Raw genomic sequence first — 18,027 nt, forward strand, 5'->3', positions numbered from 1 at the left:
AGCCATCCCCATGAAGGCTGAAGGTGCAAGTGTATCATCATCAACTATCGCATCTGAAGTCCAATCATCAATTATTGCCATTAATCTTTCACCACCCTATACTTATACCCTCCATCATTGTCAGCTATGATGAAGTCAATCCTTACAGGCCTCTTGCAGCCCGAGCCGTCCTTCTTCTCGCATGGATTATTCGTAGTGATCACATCTCCAATTCTATCCAAAGGTGTCCTCGAGCAGAATCTGTTTAAGATCATGCCACAGTTGGGGCATTTGATACCCTCGGCGGTCATTACCTCATTCATAGTTCCCGCTCACCCTCATGGCCCAGATCCTAGCCCCAAGAGCTGCTGTTGATGGCGGAGTCCATTTAGCATAAAAGACCGTAGTTGCAGTATTAGCCCAGACCGTGCCTACGTAGTAAGGGCCTGCCGCATATGTGCCACCTGAAGATGCCGAAAAGGTAACTGCATTGTAAGTCTCATCTGCTGCCCCTACCTGCAATCCATAAGGATGCTCTATGCAGTCTACCTCCACAGCTATTAAGTCAACGTCAGTCTCAAAGTTCTTGATGTAAACTGCAGTGGCTGCTGAGGATGATCCCCTTACTACAGTCCCAAAGTCTATAGGAACTGAAGTGTCAAGAGAGTATGCTGTTGCACTTACGTCAACAAAGGCTATTCTCGGCGCTGCCATTACAAGCTCTCCATCACGTTTGCTGAAGATGATGTGGGCTTCATCAGGTATGCATTTCTCGGCCTCTTTGGTCCGTCTGAGATATTCTCTAAATGATCTTTGGCTGTGTTCTTGTATGAGAACATGATCTTTATCAGGGCCCTTGAAAGGGCCTCTTTTGATACTTCCATCTGCCCAAGCTTGTAGTCCATCCCTGTGGCTTCAATTGTAAGTATCTTTGCAATGCAGTATGAGACTGCAAGATCTTCAGCTGCAGCCATCATCTCTCCAAGAGTTTCTGAGTTTGTAGGAAAAGAGTAAGTTGAATAAGTTGCAGTGTAGGCCTCTGCTATCAGGTCCTGGGCTTCCACGTCATTTAGACTTTCCGAGCTTGTGCTTCCTGTTGCCCCTGTTGCCAATGCACAAGTGAAATCAGCCAGTGCATCTATCACGGATACTAACTTGGTCAAAGTATTGTTAGCTGTTGCTGTAAGATCTATTGCTGTGGCAACTGCATCAACTGTAAGAGTTAGAGTCCTTACATCATCAACATCTGCAACGTCCAGAGTTACTGTTGTTCCTGCCCCGGAATAAGTAATTGTGATCCCGTCAGGATTTGATATTGATGGGGATATCTGGGTGTAGTAAAATACAAAGGCCTCAGCCTTGACAGCCATGGCCTCAATAGATGCATCGGTCAGTTCCGGGTAGTCCGCCCCGAGATTGTTCTTTACTAGTGCCGCAGATGTGAGATAGAGGGTCATTAACTAACTCCCTAGGCCTTAACTTTAGGTGTCTCCTTTGTCTCAATCTTGGGCTTTGGAACTCCTGGTGCTTTCTTACCGTTAAGCTTTGCCCTGATCTCATCTTCCTTTGCGACTATTTCTCCACGTCTTAGCAATTTGTACTTCTTGTACTCCTCTTCAGATATTGCAAGGATTGTATTCATCTTGACATACTTATTGGCCAGTCTGTCATCCCTTGACCCTGGCTCGGCATTTAGTGCAAAGACTGCCCCAGCCTTGATTCTCCTGCCCTCCTTGTCCCATATCTCATGGAACTGGATGGGGACAGGATTAAAGGAAATAAAAAATTTTGTAGTCAATGAATCACCTTATGAAGATGTGTCAACGTCTATGATGACTACTCCGGGTGTGTCTCCTGCTGAAGTTGGCGAGTCTGTGTCGTCAAGGAATCCGAATGTCATAATGCTCTGTGTCTTTATCTGCTTTGTAGAGTTGTTTAGCATTTCCTCATTGGACCTGATTCCCTCAAATCCTTTAAGCTGGACGTAGGCCGCACCGTTTGCCGGATCTATTAGAGCTGCATAACCTGCTGTCATTCCGTCAACTTCGTAGACCTTCATCCTGTAAGGCCTGTCAAGGTCAAATAGAAGCCTGCCTTTTTCCTCTGAGTAGATTAACTCTTTCTTTGGGTCTGATGGAACTGTGCTCATTGCATTGTGAAGGTCATCATCCTTTGCAAGGTCTATTGCTTCATCTGCTGAAACTAATAGAACGTATGGATATTTTGGATCGCAGTAGTGGCCTGCATTGTGGAGAGTCGTAGCTGCCCCTTTTAGATCATCGTAGGCTATTGTATCGTCAGTTGCGACATCATAGTGCCATGCTGTTGCTGCAGTGATTAGTGAATTTACCTCAGTTACTAGAACGGAGTTATGCTTTCTTGCGACTGCATCGTACTGTTTTGCAAGATTTCTCTTAAGCTTCCAGTCCGGGGATGTTGCAAGAGCTGCTGAGTCAAAGACGGATCTTATTCCGAATTTCCTCAATATCTGCTGATTTAGAACGTAGTCTAGCTCTTCTGTCCTGAACTCTGTAATCAAAGACTTTACAGGGCCTTCCTCTGCATAGAGTATGCCTTCGTAGGGGACGTTTACAATCTCACCCATGTTCTGTGGGAATGGGATTGTTGGGAATGATAGCTCTAAGATTGATTCAACTCTGGCTGCCCCTCTTAAGGCTGCAGTCCAGTACTCATTTATGTCCTGATCGCCGTATTCGGCTGCTTCAAGTTCTTTAAATTCGTCAGTCATTTCGCATCACCTGATCTTATTCCATTCGATTCTGGCATTTGTCCCGCCTACTTCAGTTGGCCTTGCATACCCGATTGCAAGATTGTAGTTTGTACCTGCAAATACTTCGATCTGCCCTGCTGTTGCATCCGAGGGGATTATTGTCGCGCCTTCTGTGACTGCTGCATCTATCTTTGAAGCTACTGGTCCGGTCTTGACAAATCTAGCAACTCTTGATGTCTCTCCAGCTGCTGTTGTGATGTCCTCGTCAATGACGTAGGTCTGTGTAGCACCTGCATAGTTTGTCGGGCATACGATAGCATTTCCTGAAGCATCGACAGTGCAAAGCATTCCTTTTGTCAGAGTCTGTGAAGCTGCAACTTTTATGAATTCAAATGTACATTCTGTCTCGTTTAGAGCTCCCATCTTTGTTGATTCAGATGCCATTTAAGCGCCTCCTCTTAGTCTTTTAGCTATCAGGCCTTCAAGAAGATCCTCAGACTCAGCCTTTTTGGCGAGGCTGATCTCTTTCTTTTGACCTGCAGGAACTGTCTGTGGAGTTCCCTTTCCACTTACCTTTGTAGCATCCTGGGCCAGAACTATTAACGTGGAAAACTCCTTGCTGTAAAGCTCGTCTATTCTGGCCTCAGGATCCACACACTTACCGATCTTTGTTTCCGCCAAAACTATCTGCTTGACAAGTGGCTTTTTTTCGATGGCAATGTTTTTGTTCATCGCCTCCACTTCAGCTAATGCCTTGGCGACCTCTTTGTTGTCTACCATTGTTTTTCCTCCTGCAATGCTCATGGGCATTGCATTTTCAATTACTTTGGATCTATACGGGAATCTAATTGCTGTGTTTGGGTCCTGCGGCAAAAAGCATTTTTTATCTTTTTGGCACTTGGGAATGATTGCTATGTGGTCCGCTATGTCGATGTCCCCAATTGCTACCTTTGGGCTGCTCCCTCCAATCATTGATAGATCCAGATTAGCATGCTTATCGTCTAAAAGAAAATCATACATCATTGCAGTCAAACTAGGCTCGTAGTACGATGCTACAATTGTTCCAACGTCAGGGCCTTCATGTGTTGACTCTGGTGTTGCAAGATCATGATCAACGTATCGTAACGGCTTGTTTCTAAAAAGTGGCGATATCCTCTCAACATCCTTTGCTGATAGGGTAACATAAGTTCCATCCTTCGCTTTGTATCTGCCTGGTGTAAGCCCTATTGCAGTGTGAATAGTCTTACCTGTCTTAGGGCATGGCCTTTCGGCTGCCAGAGTAAATTCAGTCAGGTAATACTGCGCATTCTCTACAAAGTTAGGCTCGTAAGGTGCCAGTACTACGGTGACGGTCTTATCGGGTCCTGGATTTATATCACGGACATTGAAATCTTTTAGGGCCTCTTTGATCTTCTCGACCATGGCCTGATCTAGCTGCTCTATCGGCTCCTGGGACTGTTGCTCCGGCTGTTGCTGCTGTAGTTCTGGCTTTCCCTGCTCCTGGGCAATATCTGTCATCACGTTCTTTGAGGGTGTCATTTTAGCCCTCCTTTGTCCTGATGTACTCGATTGATGTTATTGCTCCTGCGGTCTCCCCAACTGTCCCAGCTGATACCTGTACCTGCACGGCTGCGATTCCGTATAGTTCTGGAATAACTACTTCAATTAACTGGTCTGCATCGCTGTCAAGCTCTATGTAGTCCTCAGTCGCTGGTATTGTTGCATATGGGCATTTTACCCTGTTGTGGTCCATCAAGAACAGATCCGTGTCGCCTACCTCTGTCTTTGCAAGGAATTTTAATCGTGCATTCTGGGAGCTATTGATCTCCACTTTTACATATAGGGCCAGAGAGTCCCATCCCTGGACACCGATTGCATCCCCTATATCGTTGAATGTTGCAGTTAGAGTTGCATAATTCATTGTCATTGCCAAGGCTGTGTTTATTGGTGCTGCTTCAAATGCCACTAGCTGGATTGATGCATTTCCTGTATGGGTTGTTACTGCAGTGCATGTCAGGTCTGTTACTGCATCTAGCTCTGCTATCAATTCAGAAAGAAGATTTCTATCTGCATGTGTGAGATCATACGTTGCATCTGCCGGGGTGTACGTCAGAGTTTTGGCTGTGTTTATTGGTGCTGCTTCCAAGGTGTCAAGAAGTGCCGAGTCTGTATCTCCTGATATTTCTGTGGCTATTGTGCATGTCAGGTCGGCCTCTGCATGAAGTATTGCTATGATCTCTGTAAAGGTGTTTTTTGCCGCATTTGTAAGATCGTGTGTCTCATCTGCCGGGGTGTATGTTGCTGTGACTGCTTCAGCCACTAGATCTGTTTCCACCATTGCATCCAAAAGATTTGAATTGCTGGCCCCTGTTGCCCCTTCATCTATAGTGCATGTGATCCCTTCAACTGCATTGAGGACCGATACCATCTTTGTGATTGTATCCTTGTCACCGTCTGCAAATGCATAGTTTGTAGGGGTGCCGTCTATTGTTAGAATTACCTTTGTAGCATCTATTGTGATTGTTGCAGTTTCCTCTGCTGTCGGGGTGTAGCTTATCGAGAAAGCATGGACGTTGGCCCTTGCTATTGTCAGGGTGTCTGTTGCCTGGGCGACTGTGGCCGTTCCTGTACCTGTGTATGTTAGTGTGAATCCTTCAACATTTGCTCTGGCTATTGTCAGGGTGTTTGCTGCAAGTGCTGCAGTTGCTGTGCCTGTACCTGTGTATGTTAGAGTGAGTGCAGACACGTTTGCTATACTCAAACTTTGCTTACTATCTCTTACCATTTCTTTTATTCCCTCCTGTCAAAAAAACTAATTATTGCTGCTAGTGCGGCCATGAGCCCTATGCCAGAGCAGAGGCCTAAGAGAAATCCGCCAAGGAAATCCCCTAGCATGTTCCCCTCCTGTAAAATTTCCTGATGATTAATATTGGAATAAGCAGAATTAGGGCCAAGATCTTGACTAGAAAGCCTCTCATCTGATGCCCTCCGTTGATATGTTTCCTGCTTCCTCAATCAGCCTTGCGACTACTTCCTGAGTGATCTGCTGGGATTCAGGGCCTAATGGAATCTTTTGGGTCATCTGGGTGTATCTGCCGACAGCATCTGCTATCTCCTGAAGTATGCGGACATTTGTCAGGGCATCCATCTGATTGACCCTATCAAAGGTGACCGTTGCTTTGACACCGAGATGCTTCAAATAGATGTATTCAATGAAAGTTTTCAGCTTGTCCTGATTGGGCTTTACTGCCTCATAGATCATGAGCTTGATCCTTGCCTCTGTATCTGACTTGTAGGCATCTGCCATGAGGGCGGCCTTTGGGAAGGATAGATCGACAAATATCTGATCTGAGGCTGTGTCAATCAACTTGTCGACATTCATCTGAACATTTCCGGGGCCCTTGAACTCTACCTCCCAATCCATCGGCACCATGTAGAATGAATCATAGCTCTCATCCTGGCCCATCTCGTAGACATCGGCTTTCTCTTCATCTGAGGCAGTGTCAGGATATTTGAAAATTGCAAAAGGTTTCCAGAATCTCTTCATCAAGGTCTTTGAGCCTTTCTTAATTTCCAGGAGCTGCTCAACTGTATGGAAGGCCGGGAGAGCTGCAGAGATGCCATATAAATCGTCTGAAAAGAGCCTCTTCATTATGAATATCTCTATGTTGTTCTTGTCTAAAAACTGGTGATTTCCCTGCTGGGAGATCTCTTTTATCAGCTGCTTTTCATCATCCCAATCTACAATGAAGCTTCTAGGATCCCTGATCTTGAAGAGGTCCTCTCCTATTTCCACAACCGCACGGCCAAAGATCAGGGCATTTAGAACTAACATCTTTGCCTTGTCGGCCATCATGACCTTTTGATTGAATAGATCTATCATGGTCTGCGAGGCCTCATCCTCTGCCCTAGCCTCAAATCCCTTGGCCGTTGCATCTGCAAGCATGTTGAAGGCGGTGTTCACCTGCCCGCACTTCATGTAGGCATTTAGCCCCAGCTGCATCATTCTCTCTGGGGCAAGGGGCAGGACCTGATCCTCTGCGGTCTTTTTTGTCTCTGTAAAGAAAGGCCTTGCAAAGGAGAATATCCTGGATACCCCCCTTGCTATAATGTTCTGTTGTTTTTTCTCAGGTGTCTTTCTGGAAAAAGGATTTCTCATTGTATATCTATATGTTTGGAGATGCATATTAAGAAAGGTGTGAAATTATTTAGGCCCTAAAAATGAAATTTAGGCCCTAAATTTGAACAAATGTCCAGTTTTATAAATCTGTCAAGAGGTCAAATCGAGGCCCTATTTTTAGGGGTAGGGGTTTGCGGGTTACAGCGGACATAAAAAAATTATATACCTAGTAGTAATATACTATAATTCTGGCCTTAAAAATAGAATTATTTATATTTTGTCAACACTAAATAAAACTCTAATTAACTTAAAAATTATCAATGGTATATGCAAAATGAAAATATAAATGAATACTAGGGGAGTAAGAAGCAATAATATAACTTTACCTATCCTCATAATATCTCCTACTAATTTTTTAATCTGGCCAGTTCTACCTCTCGTCTTGGTATAAGGATGTGGCACTCGCTATAGTCCTCAGCGCTGCAGATCTCCTGCCAGTCGCACCCTATACAGTTACAAGGGGTATTATTTTCCATCTTTCTCCTCATCGTCTATGATCTGGACCCTTACTTTTCGGCCAATCCAATCTCTTGGTACGGTGACAGCTCCCCCGCCTCCGCTTTTTGTTACCGTGGCCTCAAGCCATCCTTTTTCCTTATCAAATCGTATTACCGCCATGATGTATATTCCTTTATTTATCTTTATATATCTTTCCGTGTTTAGACCGAAAGCTTTATATATAAGTAATAGTAAGGATTAATAAGGATAAATAAAGAGGTAATATGATGGATAAGCAAACTGCAATTAGAATGTTTGAAGCAAGAAAGACCTCTATTGAAGGGGCCATAAAAACTAGATCTGAAGGTAAGAACGACTTCTCCAACTGGAGGCTTGTGTCAGATGAGAAGCTTGAAGGAATACTCTTTGAGGTCAAGAACGTCCTCAATATACTAAATTTTGTGGAGGGGAATTAATGAGCCTCTCCAAGGACGATTTGAGATCACTCAGGAGGTACCTCAAGAAGAACTGCCCAGGCCTTAAAATTACCACTGGCCGGGGTGGATGGCACAGGATGACCTACGTCAGGGGCTCTGGCGAGGGGCAGAAATTCACAGAAGAGGAAGTCCAATTCCTCACTAAGATAGGGCTTTTACCCTGCAGGAACTTCTCCAGCATTAATATGTTCCAGGCGGAAAAAATATTAGAGGAGGTGATTAGAGCATGAGCATTGAAGAAGATGCTATTAGGATAGTAAATGAGATGGTCAAGCAGATAGGAGATCTTGGAATACCTACACCCGATATGGTCCTTGACTGCTATACTAGAGTTTGGTCCACAATGTACATCCAGAGCTCAAAGAACTGCTATGGCAATTCTGGCCCTAGAAATGAGGCCAAGCCAGTAACTCCAGGACCTGAAGATGACCCTATCGTTGCTGCACTAAAGAGCATGGACGGATGGGGATATCCTGACAAGATTGCAAAGGCCCTGAATAGCACAGAGTCAGCCGTTGTCCCCCTGATAGAAAATGCACTTGCCAACGGTAAGATCTACCAGGCCAAGAAGGGCTACTATTCTTTGACTGACAAGCCTAAAAAGTAAATGCATTTTTATTTTTATATTTCCCTTTTATTATCCTGCTTCCTTTTATTTGAGGCTTTTTAAATCTCAGGACCCCCATGGCGATTAATAGTGTATCAACATGATCATCATGCTGGCCGACTAGATGGGTGAATCTCACATTTCCTGCTGCAGTTACTTCCTTTGTGAAGTCTAAAAATTCTTTTTTTATCTTATCGTCAGTTGAATAGATCTTAATCCTTCCCTCATGGAAATACCTTGCAAGTGCTTCTACTGCGGTGTTCTTTGATATGGTCCTTCTCTTTACACCGTGTTCCACTCTCTGGTGCTCGGATATTCCAGCAGAGAGCATGCAGCCTTCGACATTGATATTTTTAGGGCCAAGGGCAGCGGTCAGGACCTCTATCTGATTCTCGCCAACTCCAATATCTGGGAAGATCGCATAAGGCTTTGGCCCTAATTTTAAGGCCAGCTCTATTGTCTTCTTTGTGACGTATGTATAGGGAGACTGGAAAGAGTGATATTGGACCACTGCAATGTTTTCAGGATCTGTCACGTCAATAATGGCTATTACCGATTTGTCTCCTGTCAAGAGGGATTTGCCCCAGTCTATGCAGTAGATATATTTTCTCTGCGGATCAGGAGGGACGTACTCTCCAGGAACAAAAGCCGCCTCAACTTCATCGTAGTCAAAGGGATTGTCTAGGCCTCCTTCAAAGGAGTTCTCATACTGCATTTGGAATATGATCGGGTTGTCATCTTTTGCCGATTTGAGGAAGTCCTCCTGCTGTTTGTACTCCTGCTTTGTTATGTATTTTTTCTGCTGCTCTAATGCCTCCCAGCAGCTCACTTTATGGACACTGTATTTCCCTGATGTCACGATGTTGTACCAGTCCGCACCCTTCCCGTACTTTCCCCAGGAAGAGGATGCAAGTATCAGTTTACCGCCAGTCTTTAGTAGTGTTGGCCTTAAAACTGAGGATATGATCGAATCCGCATTCTGTATCCTTCCGACCTCATCAACTAGGGCCAGATGTGTTGAATCCCCTACAGCCGATTCCCCGTCTTCAGATAGGGCCATTGCTACCATGCCAGAGCCGTTTGAAAGGGATATCTCCGTCTTTGCCCATCTCAAATCCGTATCTCCGCCCTTTCTAGTCATTGGCTTTATCAGGTCATTCCAATATGGGGAGCTCCTCAAAAGCTTCTTTGTCCTGTCAAGGATCCTTACCCCATGTTTTAGCCTTACTCCAGTTGCTGTTATGAAAAAATAATCGTTCAATAACAGCTGCGATGCCGCCTTGACGGATAGTGTCATAGTCTTCCCGGTCTGCCTTGACTGGAGCCATGCCTGGAACTGCGAATCATCCCTGATGAATTCCCTCTCATAGGGATATAAGAAAAGCTCCTTCCCTTCCCAGGTGAAAAAATCTGTTGCAAAGTCCTCTGGAAATTTTTTATAATACTCGTTAATCTTCTGGGAAAGTCCGGGTATCATCCATGCACTTACTCCAGTATGAATGACTTAAAATAGGTGAAGAATCCCGCCTGGATATCTTCCTCGGGGATATTTAAATTTTGGGCCAAAAGCTTACGGTACCAGTAGAGCTGCGAGCCTACGTTATAGTTCCTGTAATTCTTGAAGTCCCATATCTCAATCTTTCCGGCATTGAATCTTATGATGTCTATGTGGCCAGAGACGTTGTCAAAGAAGGAGTATATCGGGACCTCTGCTGCTACCGTCAGATCGTCATGATCTATCATGTAGTTCTCCACCTGATCATGTGGGCTCCCAGGGTAGAGGCGGAAGGCTTCTTTGGCCATCTCCGGGAGCTCTGTATCAATCTCTATGTAGTGCTTGTACTTCGGCTCCCTCATCACTGAGGCCCTGCCCATGAAAGGGAAGAGTTCTTTATGCCACCTGTCGCCTTCCTCATAGACTTTTTTTAGGTAACTATCCAGGCTATCTATAGTTTTTTTATTCACTTTGTGCTGGAAAAGGTAATACGGGGCCTTTACCCCCATCTTTTTTGTAATGATCTCATCATCTGTTATTTGAAATCCCTCCTCTTCATTCTTAGGGCCACAATGGCCTCAATCTCCGTGATGCTTGCCGGGGGCTTTTCTCCGCCGTCCTGGTCCAGTTCATCTAATATCTGCATGATAGTCTTTGCTATTGCGGAAACATTGTCAAGGGGAACGTCAAGATATGTGAGGTACTGCATCCTTGCCATGAGCTTTATCAGGGTGTCCATCCTCACTTGAGTTGCCGCAGCTTCTGGATCCAATTCAAATTCTGGCAGGAGACTTTCGGCAATCTCCTTGTAGTACTTGCTCTTGTCCATCGAGTTCTGCAGTAACTTGCTATACTTGCCATGCTTTGTGTGGGTGAGTGCGACTTTCAATCTGCCCTGAGCAGTTTTAGGGCCAGTAGAAGATCCGCCGTGGAGCTTGCATCTCCCCTCACCCGGGTGATCAGTGCCCCACCCTGCAGGCCTCTTGCACGGCTTTTTCGATTGCTTTGCATTTGCCCCGCATGTAGGATAGGTAACTTCCTTTTCTTCCCCCGGCCCTAGTAGCAGCATCTAGTTTTTCTCCTTTGAAAATAAAAAAAATAATAAGGCCTATGAGCAGGGCGGGCTTACAGTGCGGTCAACTTTAGGGCAGTTGACGGTGACAGTTCCAGTTATGACGTACTTGTAAATCTCCTGAGTCCTGTTCAGATTGTCGATGTACTCCGTTGCCTTAAGCCATCCAGCAGCCTTGAACTGCAGGAATACCTTTGATTCCTTGTAATTACTGTTGCTTGTATTCAGCCCAGCTGGCTCCCTTAGCTGGTACCAGAACTCGTTGCCCTCCCTATTCAGGGTATTGACTAGAACTCCCCTCACCCAGACCTTATTCTTTCTCAACTTGTCGAGATATTCTTTTGCCGATTCAAACATTGCAACACCTCGTTTACTCCTTTATCAGTTTGGCCTTGAGCATGGCAGCTCTTAGCTTCTTAGCCTCCGCCTCTACTTTGTCTAATTGGACCAATCCGAATAGAACTAAGATAGATATGACTGCTGACCCTATCGTTTGCAGTAGATCTGCATAGTTGCTGAAGCCTAACTGGCCCACGAGATTCACTAGAATTGCAAGGATTGCCAATAATTGTGTTTTATTCAGTGCCATAGCAAACACCTCCATATAGCTAAAGTGCTTATGGGCATATTAAGAAAGGTGTGAGAAAAAAAGAAAAATTATTTCTTGATTCTATCTCTGCAACGGCTACATAGATTTTCTGCTTGCCCGTGATAATTGTCTCCTTGCCGAACTGGCTCAGTCCAATAACACCCTCCTGGACATGCATAGTGATCAGAACATCCGCAAATTCTACATACTGTCAATTTATCAATCCCTGCAGCCAATTCTCAAATATTTTAACAGAATGTACAGCCCATACCCTATCCTGTTCTTTTTGTTCTTCTGTTAGATCAATATAATCTATCCATAATTGCTGCCATCGATTGAATCTTTCAAGGCTTATTTTCTCAGTTTCTGCTATGTTTTTACTCCAGTTCATCCACTGCTTATGCTCCAAGTCTGATAGCCTTTCAATTAGTTCCTGTCTTGAATTCATTTCATCCCCCGTATGAATCTGATCACCTGTGAGTCTGAGAACTGCTTGAAGGCCTCGGGCATGGCTTTGACGACTTCCTTCATCTGTGCGATATCGACTTCCTTTTCACCCTTCTCTAGCTCCGTTAAAATTAGGGCCAGAGCTTCTGGAGAGATTGGCGGCTCGTCAACATTGATGTCCTTTTCCAGGAGGTCTAAGATCTTCTTTATCATCTCGTCATGGCTTTTGAGCTGCACTTTTATGTCGAAAAGCTCCGACTCAATTTTAGGGCCAGTGTCGATGGTGATGGTGGAGTACGGTACCTCAGGGTATTTTGAGAGCCGGGCATCGGGCCTGTTTTTAGGGCCAGTTTCAGTGGGCCTCATGATGGTATCTTTTGCATTTGCTTTCTCAACTATACCTATTTTACCATCTCCTTTTTCACTGTCTTTAGAAGCTCCTCTACCCCGGCCTTATCTGGGCCCTCGCACTGGATGTTGATCTTTGTGCCTGTGAATGGATTGTTTTCCTTGTAGAATATCTTCCAGGGTGTTGCTTCTTCTGTCAAGTTGAGGCCTCCAAGATTGTCTTTTGCCCTTCTGGCAGCAGGAATTTAGCTATGTCTGCAAATGTTAATTCTGGAAAATCAGAAGAAAAAAATAGATTATCCCTAGTTACCTTGTCGCCCATCCTCTGGAGTATTCCATCATGCCCCTGCCAATCGCCTATAATCCTTTCAATGTCTTGGAGAACTCTTTCAAGATTTTCCTTCGTGATCTCTTTCATGTAGCCATTGTAATGACAATTCCCGTAATGCTTGCCAGCTGAATAGTTGAATCTCTCTTTCCCGGCATATGTTGTTTTTTCTATCGTGATGGTGTACTTTGTTCCTTTTGGAATCTTGTAGTCCCTGCTCATTTAATTTCCTCAAAGTAGTGCATCCATCCTTTCTCGTCAGGACTATACTTGCCATAAAGCTCTGTCCAGAACTTGACAAAATCCTCGGCTGTTTTGAATCCGCACCTCGGGTAAAGGAAGGCCTCTATCGTCTTTAAGTGGCACTCGAACACGTTGGTGAACTTGTAGGTCTTGCCGAATGCCTCGAATGTGTCTCCATTATCGCCCTTCTTTTCAGTCCTTATGGTTGCTACCTTTGTGCCTTTCTTAAGCGGGGCCTTGAATCTCTCGTTGAATTTGAGCTCTACTTTCATCCCGCTGCCACTTCCTTCTCCTTTGATGGAGTGTGGTCAAGCTTCTGCTGGAAATCTTCCTCGAGGGAGTCTTCCTTGTGGAGCTCTGCCATGATGCTCATTATCCTGTTCATGTATATCCTCTTGCAGTCCTCGCAAAGAGGCGAGCCTTTCACCTTGTCAACGTAGGCCACTGCCCCGTACTCCTTCGGCTTTGAAATCTCGAATGTGATCTTGGCTTCGTATGTCGCTAGATATCCACATATGACACATGGGTCCAACTCGTCATCAGTCATTCACTAGCCTCTTTGCCTCTTCCATGTGCCATTCTTTTCTTCCTGGCATGTTTTCTGATAAGGGATCTTCTGCAAGCTCCCTGTGTGCTTTTGCAGATTCAAGATCTGCTATTCTTTCACTTTCTGTTCTTTTTTCCATTTCTTTTTTCATCTCCTATTTTTTCTAATTTCAGTACATGTATGCAGGGCCTCTTCCTGTTGTACGAATCAGGACATGAGCACCAGTAGTCCGGCCACCCTTCATCAGGCTTGAGATCTATCGATGCGATATGCCCCTTCGTAGTTATGCCCCAGAGAAACGAGCCTGCCCTGCCTGTGGCCTTAAATTCAACTTCTGGAATCTTGGCCAGCTGCCCTTTTGTCGGCTCGTACTCGGATAGCTTCATTTACCACCTCTAGTTAATTTTAGGGCCAGCTCACAGTCTGGATGTGCCCCGTGCTTCAATTCTGCAAATGTCTGGTAGAATAGTCCGCAGATTGGGCATGTTTCCTTAGGGGTAATTCTTGATTCGATTTTGAATATGAATCTCCTGTTTGATAATAGAATTGTTACAAGACTTAGACGGTAGTAATAGATTCCAAATAATCTATCATCCTGTCTTTCTTTCCTTCCAATATCGACATTAATAAAAAATGAGAATATCTTCAGAAAGAAGTAGCCACGTCTGATGATCATGTCAAAATGCCTAATGGTCTTCATGGCCTGCCCCCGATGTTCTTCACTTTGAAATAGAAGCCCTTCCACTGCGATAATGCCCTCTCAACTATGCCCCTGAGCTGCTGCTCCTTGTCATATGTGGGCATCTGCTCTAAAGTTCTCAACGTGAGAGACACCTGAATTAGATCAGATATCAGGAGGTCCAACTGTTCTGGCCCTAACTTTATCATCTGTGTGATTTCCCTCTTGCCGTCAGAATCAATCTTTGGGAAAAGAGATATCGATATGAAGGCCTTGTTATTCATCGTGCCACGTTCAGGGAGTATTCCTGCAGAGGCTGTGACAAAGTATTTATCCAGAGGGTAGCCGTTCCTGATCTCAAGTTCTACCCCATTCTTTGAAGTTATGAGGGCCGTTTCCCTCCTGTCTCTCGATAATCCTTTTCTCGGTGTGTCAGGAATGCCAGCGAATAGCTTCTGCTGTGCCACGTCAAGGGGATCTTCTACCTTATAGGTCAGAAAAATCCCTCCCAAGCCTTGAATTCAAGAAGTCCATCTGTGCATGAAGCCCCTCTCCATAAGCCTCAATCTTTGACCTGTGGGCATCACATGCAGTAAATCCATACATTATTGTAGTGGCCTTATTACTGCAGAAGGCGCATGTATAGCTACTGGCCTTAGAATTAAGATCTAATTTCTCCAGGTATGCTAGAATAGCTTTTAGATATAGCGGCATCCTGGCAAAGTCCATGGCGGCTTCCGGTGTCTCAAACTCTAGCTCAGTGCCTTCCTGATCTGAATCGTCCATGTGGCAGTCCTGGCCTTGTATGGTGAACTGGTCGAATTTTCCAAAGTTGAATTTAGGATCTTCAAGTACAAAGTGGGGCTTTCTATTGATCTTCCCAAAAGAAAGCTTTAGGCCAAGGAAACTGTTCTCTAGCTTCTGTGCATAGACGTTTGCAAGATTCAAAGCCTCGCTAAGTAGATCATAGGAGTTTGATTTCCTCTCAATCTTGGGGTAAATTATCACACTTTTGGTAGTTTTTTCTATTGTTACAGCTGGCAGTTTTGTGTATTCCTTGGCCCAATTGTTCAAGTTTACCTCTTTGTCAAGGGTAAATGTGCTAGGAGCGGACAAGATATCATATCTTATGCCTATATTATGCATGGAAAATGAGGCTTTTGTGTTCTCATCCCCAGTGAGGGATTTATTGGAACATTGGAACTTTGATGGAACTTTGTTCCCAGTATTGCTTAACACCCTGTATAGCTTAGGCCACTCCGATACCTGTTCGATTAATCCAGACTTTTCCAGCCTTTGAATTGCCCTAGATACTTTATTCCTTCTTATTCCCATGTTTCGGGCAATCTGTGCAGGATAAAGGCCAGAGTCCAGAAGTGATAAAATCCTCTCATCTACCAAAGTTCCATCTATTGTTCCACTCTCTGGAACTTTCTGCCCTGCACGATTGGAAGCTTTGCCCTGCACGATTACGACCTCATGCTTTCCCTTACGGAGAGGTACTGCTCCCCTCTCTTGGTGACGTAGTATTTCCTCGCTTCATCACAGGAGACCAATCGGTCCATGAAGGCCTTGTCAAATGCGGAAAATGAGGGGCACTCTGGATTCTTCTTTATGTCTATGATTGAAGTTGGCCCTAATTTTAGAAGCAGCTTTACGAGCCTGTACTCCTGGTCCGCCATGCTCTCCCACTGGTAGATGGGCTTATCGTTAGACTTCTGGCCAATCTCTACGTCCCGCCTCTTCATCATCTTCTTCAGCCATTCACATTGGGCTGTGGCTGGCATCTTCTCCCAGATCATCTCCCGAAGATCGTCATGGTCAAGGAAGTTTACGGCCTCTTCCATGGAGAGTGTGATCTTAATCTCCTCACATTTCCCTGGCAGAAATATCACCCGAATGTGAACTTTGTCTTAAGCGAATCCATAACTAGGCCTATCGGATTTGCAAGGGTGATAACGTCAGAGCCTGCAAACAATAGGGCCACAGGCCTTCCGTCCATATCCATTATGAGGCTTCCAGAATCTCCGCCGTCTGAGAAGGGGTAGGGATTACCTGATTCGATTACTATCTGGCTCTCAAATAGTATGCTCCCGCAGTCGTACCATATCCTTGATGCTGCATTTATTCCCGTTATCTTTCCCTCGGTGTAGAATGTTGTCCTTCCCACCTTGTTGACCCTTAGGCCGACCTTTGGATTTAGCAGCGGCGATTTAATCGGGAGATCTCCATACTGCCCTAGCTTGCTCTCTATGTCCTTGTTGATCTTTGCTAGGCAGCAATCTACATAGTTCACCCCGTTAGGATCTATAAGCACTGCTTCATGCACTGTGGCAACTGCATCATCAGGGCTTACTCCATCGTCATAGTCCCCAGGCTGTATGACCGTATCTCCTTTCTTTCCTTTGTTCTCGTTGTTTAAGACATGAAGATTTGAGAGAATGAATCTCTCTCCTGTTTCTATCTCAGGGGGATCTTCTGGATCTGGTGTTGGAGGTTCGGGGGTATCATCATTAAAAAAAAGCCTCATTAGCCAGTTCCATATCCTGCTTAAGATACTGCCACCTGAAAGAGATCTCTTTACAGCACTTCTAATTCCAATGACTACAGCACCTAAAGTTCCGGCTGTGATGTCAATATGCCCTACTGAGATGCCTGCCTTAATCGGCCTCCATCTCTCCTGCTGCGGCTCTTTTGTTTGTGTCCTGATTGGGGGATTTGCATATATCCTTCCCACCTGAACTACGTCTGTAATCTTTCCGTCAAGCTTTCTAGGGAGCATGTCTATCTTCTGCTTTTTGAGCTCCTTTGGCGATAGCTTCTTTTCTACCCCGATTACTATGGCATGTACAGGTTTGCCGTTTTCATCGTAGACTGTCTTCTCTTCCTTCTTCTTGACACCCTCATAGATTATCTGGACGTTGGGATTAGTTTTCAGAATGTCAATATTGCTCAGATGATCCCCTCCTGGAAGTACCTGGAGTATGAGCTGCACTCAATTTTTCTTATTCTAAAAATAGGGCCAAAATTGTCAACTGCCTTGATGTATGTGAGATCTCCAAAAATAGAAAGGCCTTTTATCATCCTCTTCAGCTGGGCCATCTTGTAGCTTTTTGGCGGCAGGGCTGTCATTGCATCAGTTAAGTATGCTGCAGCTGCCAGCTGCTTGGCCTTGTTGATCATGTCCCTGATCTCTATCCTTTGAGGATTTATGTCGCCCTCTTTGTTCTGGAGGTCATTTTTCAAGTAGATGTGGTAGAAGATAGCATCGCTTGGAGGGAGCCTTACCTCGCTTAAGATATCGACAGTCTCACCCCTGGCATTCTTCAAGGGCATGACGTAGGCATTTGGGATTGTGATATCCTCGGCTATTTCTATGCTTGTGGAGAGTATGAGCCTGTTGTCATTTGTCCCAACTATATGTATCAAGTGGAGGCCTCCTCTTTTGCATAGCAGAATAGGAGCATGCCATTGTGGTAATGGTATGGGATGTATGTTGGCTGAAGACTTCCATCCTTTCTTCTTGATAGTATGGGCTTGACATTTTCCGCTATGGTGATTGGCACAGACACATATGTCCTCTTGGTATTTGAGTAATGGACCGGGAGATTCTTAGCATCCATCTCCTCATCAAACGATAAGGCCACCCATTTCATGTTCTCGTCTATTAAAAATCGGACATAACGAGGCTTCAGCTGCTGCTCTTCTAGGGCCCTGTTGATGTACATTCTTCTCGGGTAGAGCAAGATCTTGCCCTCTCCTTTGGAGTGCTTCATCTCCTTTAAGGTAGGCTCTACCTCTCTAAATTCAAACTTTCCAAAATCGATTTCTTCTTTGGCAAGATTTG

General features: G+C 44.8%; 34 protein-coding genes. 3 read left to right on the plus strand and 31 right to left on the minus strand.

Translation table 11 applies throughout. From position 1 onward, the window contains the following. Positions 1-80: 80 nt before the first annotated feature. From KO464_05525 to KO464_05570, 10 genes are all read right to left on the minus strand, one after another. Positions 81-290: a hypothetical protein gene (locus KO464_05525; GenBank protein ID MCC7572830.1), complete on the minus strand. Its 210-nt coding sequence runs from the start codon at positions 288-290 to the stop codon at positions 81-83. A 4-nt stretch (positions 291-294) separates the two neighbouring features. Then, positions 295-693 (minus strand): hypothetical protein, encoded by a 399-nt coding sequence (locus KO464_05530; GenBank protein ID MCC7572831.1) that lies wholly within the window; start codon positions 691-693, stop codon positions 295-297. Continuing rightward, entirely contained in the window at positions 693-1,349 is a 657-nt protein-coding gene (locus tag KO464_05535) for a hypothetical protein (GenBank protein ID MCC7572832.1), read from the minus strand. The genes KO464_05530 and KO464_05535 overlap by 1 nt, the downstream gene beginning before the upstream one ends. 98 nt (positions 1,350-1,447) lie before the next feature. Then, complete coding sequence (locus KO464_05540) at positions 1,448-1,777, minus strand: hypothetical protein (protein MCC7572833.1); 330 nt, start codon at positions 1,775-1,777, stop codon at positions 1,448-1,450. A gap of 9 nt (positions 1,778-1,786) precedes the next feature. Further along, on the minus strand, positions 1,787-2,728 hold the full coding sequence (locus tag KO464_05545) for a hypothetical protein (protein ID MCC7572834.1): 942 nt from the start codon (positions 2,726-2,728) through the stop codon (positions 1,787-1,789). 6 nt (positions 2,729-2,734) lie between these two features. After that, positions 2,735-3,154 (minus strand): hypothetical protein, encoded by a 420-nt coding sequence (locus KO464_05550; GenBank protein ID MCC7572835.1) that lies wholly within the window; start codon positions 3,152-3,154, stop codon positions 2,735-2,737. Continuing rightward, positions 3,155-4,249, minus strand: a complete 1,095-nt coding sequence (locus KO464_05555; GenBank protein MCC7572836.1) for a hypothetical protein — start codon at positions 4,247-4,249, stop codon at positions 3,155-3,157. A gap of 1 nt (position 4,250) precedes the next feature. Continuing rightward, on the minus strand, positions 4,251-5,495 hold the full coding sequence (locus tag KO464_05560) for a hypothetical protein (protein ID MCC7572837.1): 1,245 nt from the start codon (positions 5,493-5,495) through the stop codon (positions 4,251-4,253). Positions 5,496-5,684: 189 nt separating this feature from the next. After that, positions 5,685-6,869 carry a hypothetical protein gene (locus tag KO464_05565; protein ID MCC7572838.1) on the minus strand — a complete coding sequence of 395 codons (1,185 nt, stop codon included), beginning with the start codon at positions 6,867-6,869 and terminating at the stop codon, positions 5,685-5,687. 486 nt (positions 6,870-7,355) lie between these two features. After that, entirely contained in the window at positions 7,356-7,508 is a 153-nt protein-coding gene (locus KO464_05570) for a DUF2080 family transposase-associated protein (GenBank protein MCC7572839.1), read from the minus strand. A 104-nt stretch (positions 7,509-7,612) separates the two neighbouring features. Here KO464_05570 and KO464_05575 point away from each other — a divergent pair, with 104 nt between their 5' ends. Genes KO464_05575 through KO464_05585 form a run of 3 tightly spaced genes read left to right on the plus strand, consistent with a single transcriptional unit; the run spans position 7,613 to position 8,432 of the window. Then, positions 7,613-7,804 (plus strand): hypothetical protein, encoded by a 192-nt coding sequence (locus KO464_05575; GenBank protein ID MCC7572840.1) that lies wholly within the window; start codon positions 7,613-7,615, stop codon positions 7,802-7,804. Then, the gene (locus KO464_05580) at positions 7,804-8,055 is read left to right on the plus strand and encodes a hypothetical protein (GenBank protein MCC7572841.1); all 252 of its coding nucleotides are present in this window, start codon (positions 7,804-7,806) and stop codon (positions 8,053-8,055) included. The genes KO464_05575 and KO464_05580 overlap by 1 nt, the downstream gene beginning before the upstream one ends. After that, positions 8,052-8,432: a hypothetical protein gene (locus KO464_05585; protein MCC7572842.1), complete on the plus strand. Its 381-nt coding sequence runs from the start codon at positions 8,052-8,054 to the stop codon at positions 8,430-8,432. The genes KO464_05580 and KO464_05585 overlap by 4 nt, the downstream gene beginning before the upstream one ends. Here the strand turns inward: KO464_05585 and KO464_05590 are convergent. From KO464_05590 to KO464_05690, 21 genes are read right to left on the minus strand one after another with little or no spacing between them, the layout of a single operon-like run. Beyond that, entirely contained in the window at positions 8,422-9,909 is a 1,488-nt protein-coding gene (locus tag KO464_05590) for a hypothetical protein (GenBank protein ID MCC7572843.1), read from the minus strand. The two genes, KO464_05585 and KO464_05590, sit on opposite strands and share 11 nt — an antisense overlap. 8 nt (positions 9,910-9,917) lie before the next feature. Next, a complete protein-coding gene (locus tag KO464_05595; protein MCC7572844.1) occupies positions 9,918-10,436 on the minus strand; it encodes a hypothetical protein in 519 nt (172 codons plus the stop codon). 26 nt (positions 10,437-10,462) lie between these two features. Continuing rightward, positions 10,463-10,996 (minus strand): hypothetical protein, encoded by a 534-nt coding sequence (locus tag KO464_05600; GenBank protein ID MCC7572845.1) that lies wholly within the window; start codon positions 10,994-10,996, stop codon positions 10,463-10,465. A 39-nt stretch (positions 10,997-11,035) separates the two neighbouring features. After that, the gene (locus KO464_05605) at positions 11,036-11,356 is read right to left on the minus strand and encodes a hypothetical protein (GenBank protein MCC7572846.1); all 321 of its coding nucleotides are present in this window, start codon (positions 11,354-11,356) and stop codon (positions 11,036-11,038) included. A gap of 13 nt (positions 11,357-11,369) precedes the next feature. Further along, entirely contained in the window at positions 11,370-11,588 is a 219-nt protein-coding gene (locus KO464_05610; GenBank protein ID MCC7572847.1) for a hypothetical protein, read from the minus strand. A gap of 28 nt (positions 11,589-11,616) precedes the next feature. After that, positions 11,617-11,766 carry a hypothetical protein gene (locus tag KO464_05615; GenBank protein MCC7572848.1) on the minus strand — a complete coding sequence of 50 codons (150 nt, stop codon included), beginning with the start codon at positions 11,764-11,766 and terminating at the stop codon, positions 11,617-11,619. Between the two features lie 33 nt (positions 11,767-11,799). Then, positions 11,800-12,036, minus strand: a complete 237-nt coding sequence (locus tag KO464_05620) for a hypothetical protein (protein ID MCC7572849.1) — start codon at positions 12,034-12,036, stop codon at positions 11,800-11,802. Next, on the minus strand, positions 12,033-12,401 hold the full coding sequence (locus tag KO464_05625; GenBank protein MCC7572850.1) for a hypothetical protein: 369 nt from the start codon (positions 12,399-12,401) through the stop codon (positions 12,033-12,035). Before KO464_05625 ends, KO464_05620 begins: the two co-directional genes overlap by 4 nt. A 35-nt stretch (positions 12,402-12,436) precedes the next feature. Further along, a complete protein-coding gene (locus KO464_05630) occupies positions 12,437-12,583 on the minus strand; it encodes a hypothetical protein (protein MCC7572851.1) in 147 nt (48 codons plus the stop codon). Then, entirely contained in the window at positions 12,580-12,933 is a 354-nt protein-coding gene (locus tag KO464_05635; protein ID MCC7572852.1) for a hypothetical protein, read from the minus strand. The genes KO464_05630 and KO464_05635 overlap by 4 nt, the downstream gene beginning before the upstream one ends. Then, positions 12,930-13,226 carry a hypothetical protein gene (locus KO464_05640; protein MCC7572853.1) on the minus strand — a complete coding sequence of 99 codons (297 nt, stop codon included), beginning with the start codon at positions 13,224-13,226 and terminating at the stop codon, positions 12,930-12,932. Before KO464_05640 ends, KO464_05635 begins: the two co-directional genes overlap by 4 nt. Beyond that, positions 13,223-13,501, minus strand: a complete 279-nt coding sequence (locus KO464_05645; protein MCC7572854.1) for a hypothetical protein — start codon at positions 13,499-13,501, stop codon at positions 13,223-13,225. Before KO464_05645 ends, KO464_05640 begins: the two co-directional genes overlap by 4 nt. After that, positions 13,494-13,640: a hypothetical protein gene (locus KO464_05650; protein ID MCC7572855.1), complete on the minus strand. Its 147-nt coding sequence runs from the start codon at positions 13,638-13,640 to the stop codon at positions 13,494-13,496. Before KO464_05650 ends, KO464_05645 begins: the two co-directional genes overlap by 8 nt. Continuing rightward, positions 13,618-13,887, minus strand: a complete 270-nt coding sequence (locus KO464_05655) for a hypothetical protein (protein ID MCC7572856.1) — start codon at positions 13,885-13,887, stop codon at positions 13,618-13,620. Before KO464_05655 ends, KO464_05650 begins: the two co-directional genes overlap by 23 nt. Further along, positions 13,884-14,201 (minus strand): hypothetical protein, encoded by a 318-nt coding sequence (locus tag KO464_05660; GenBank protein MCC7572857.1) that lies wholly within the window; start codon positions 14,199-14,201, stop codon positions 13,884-13,886. The genes KO464_05655 and KO464_05660 overlap by 4 nt, the downstream gene beginning before the upstream one ends. Then, positions 14,198-14,692, minus strand: coding sequence for a hypothetical protein (locus KO464_05665; GenBank protein ID MCC7572858.1), 495 nt, complete (start codon positions 14,690-14,692; stop codon positions 14,198-14,200). Before KO464_05665 ends, KO464_05660 begins: the two co-directional genes overlap by 4 nt. After that, positions 14,667-15,593, minus strand: coding sequence for a winged helix-turn-helix domain-containing protein (locus tag KO464_05670; protein ID MCC7572859.1), 927 nt, complete (start codon positions 15,591-15,593; stop codon positions 14,667-14,669). The genes KO464_05665 and KO464_05670 overlap by 26 nt, the downstream gene beginning before the upstream one ends. A 56-nt stretch (positions 15,594-15,649) precedes the next feature. Next, the gene (locus KO464_05675; protein ID MCC7572860.1) at positions 15,650-16,027 is read right to left on the minus strand and encodes a hypothetical protein; all 378 of its coding nucleotides are present in this window, start codon (positions 16,025-16,027) and stop codon (positions 15,650-15,652) included. A gap of 44 nt (positions 16,028-16,071) precedes the next feature. Beyond that, on the minus strand, positions 16,072-17,175 hold the full coding sequence (locus KO464_05680) for a hypothetical protein (protein MCC7572861.1): 1,104 nt from the start codon (positions 17,173-17,175) through the stop codon (positions 16,072-16,074). Next, positions 17,133-17,609: a hypothetical protein gene (locus KO464_05685; protein MCC7572862.1), complete on the minus strand. Its 477-nt coding sequence runs from the start codon at positions 17,607-17,609 to the stop codon at positions 17,133-17,135. The genes KO464_05680 and KO464_05685 overlap by 43 nt, the downstream gene beginning before the upstream one ends. Continuing rightward, complete coding sequence (locus KO464_05690; GenBank protein MCC7572863.1) at positions 17,606-17,956, minus strand: hypothetical protein; 351 nt, start codon at positions 17,954-17,956, stop codon at positions 17,606-17,608. Before KO464_05690 ends, KO464_05685 begins: the two co-directional genes overlap by 4 nt. Positions 17,957-18,027: the final 71 nt, after the last annotated feature.

It is taken from the genome of Methanofastidiosum sp., assembly GCA_020854815.1.
Lineage (GTDB): Archaea > Methanobacteriota_B > Thermococci > Methanofastidiosales > Methanofastidiosaceae > Methanofastidiosum.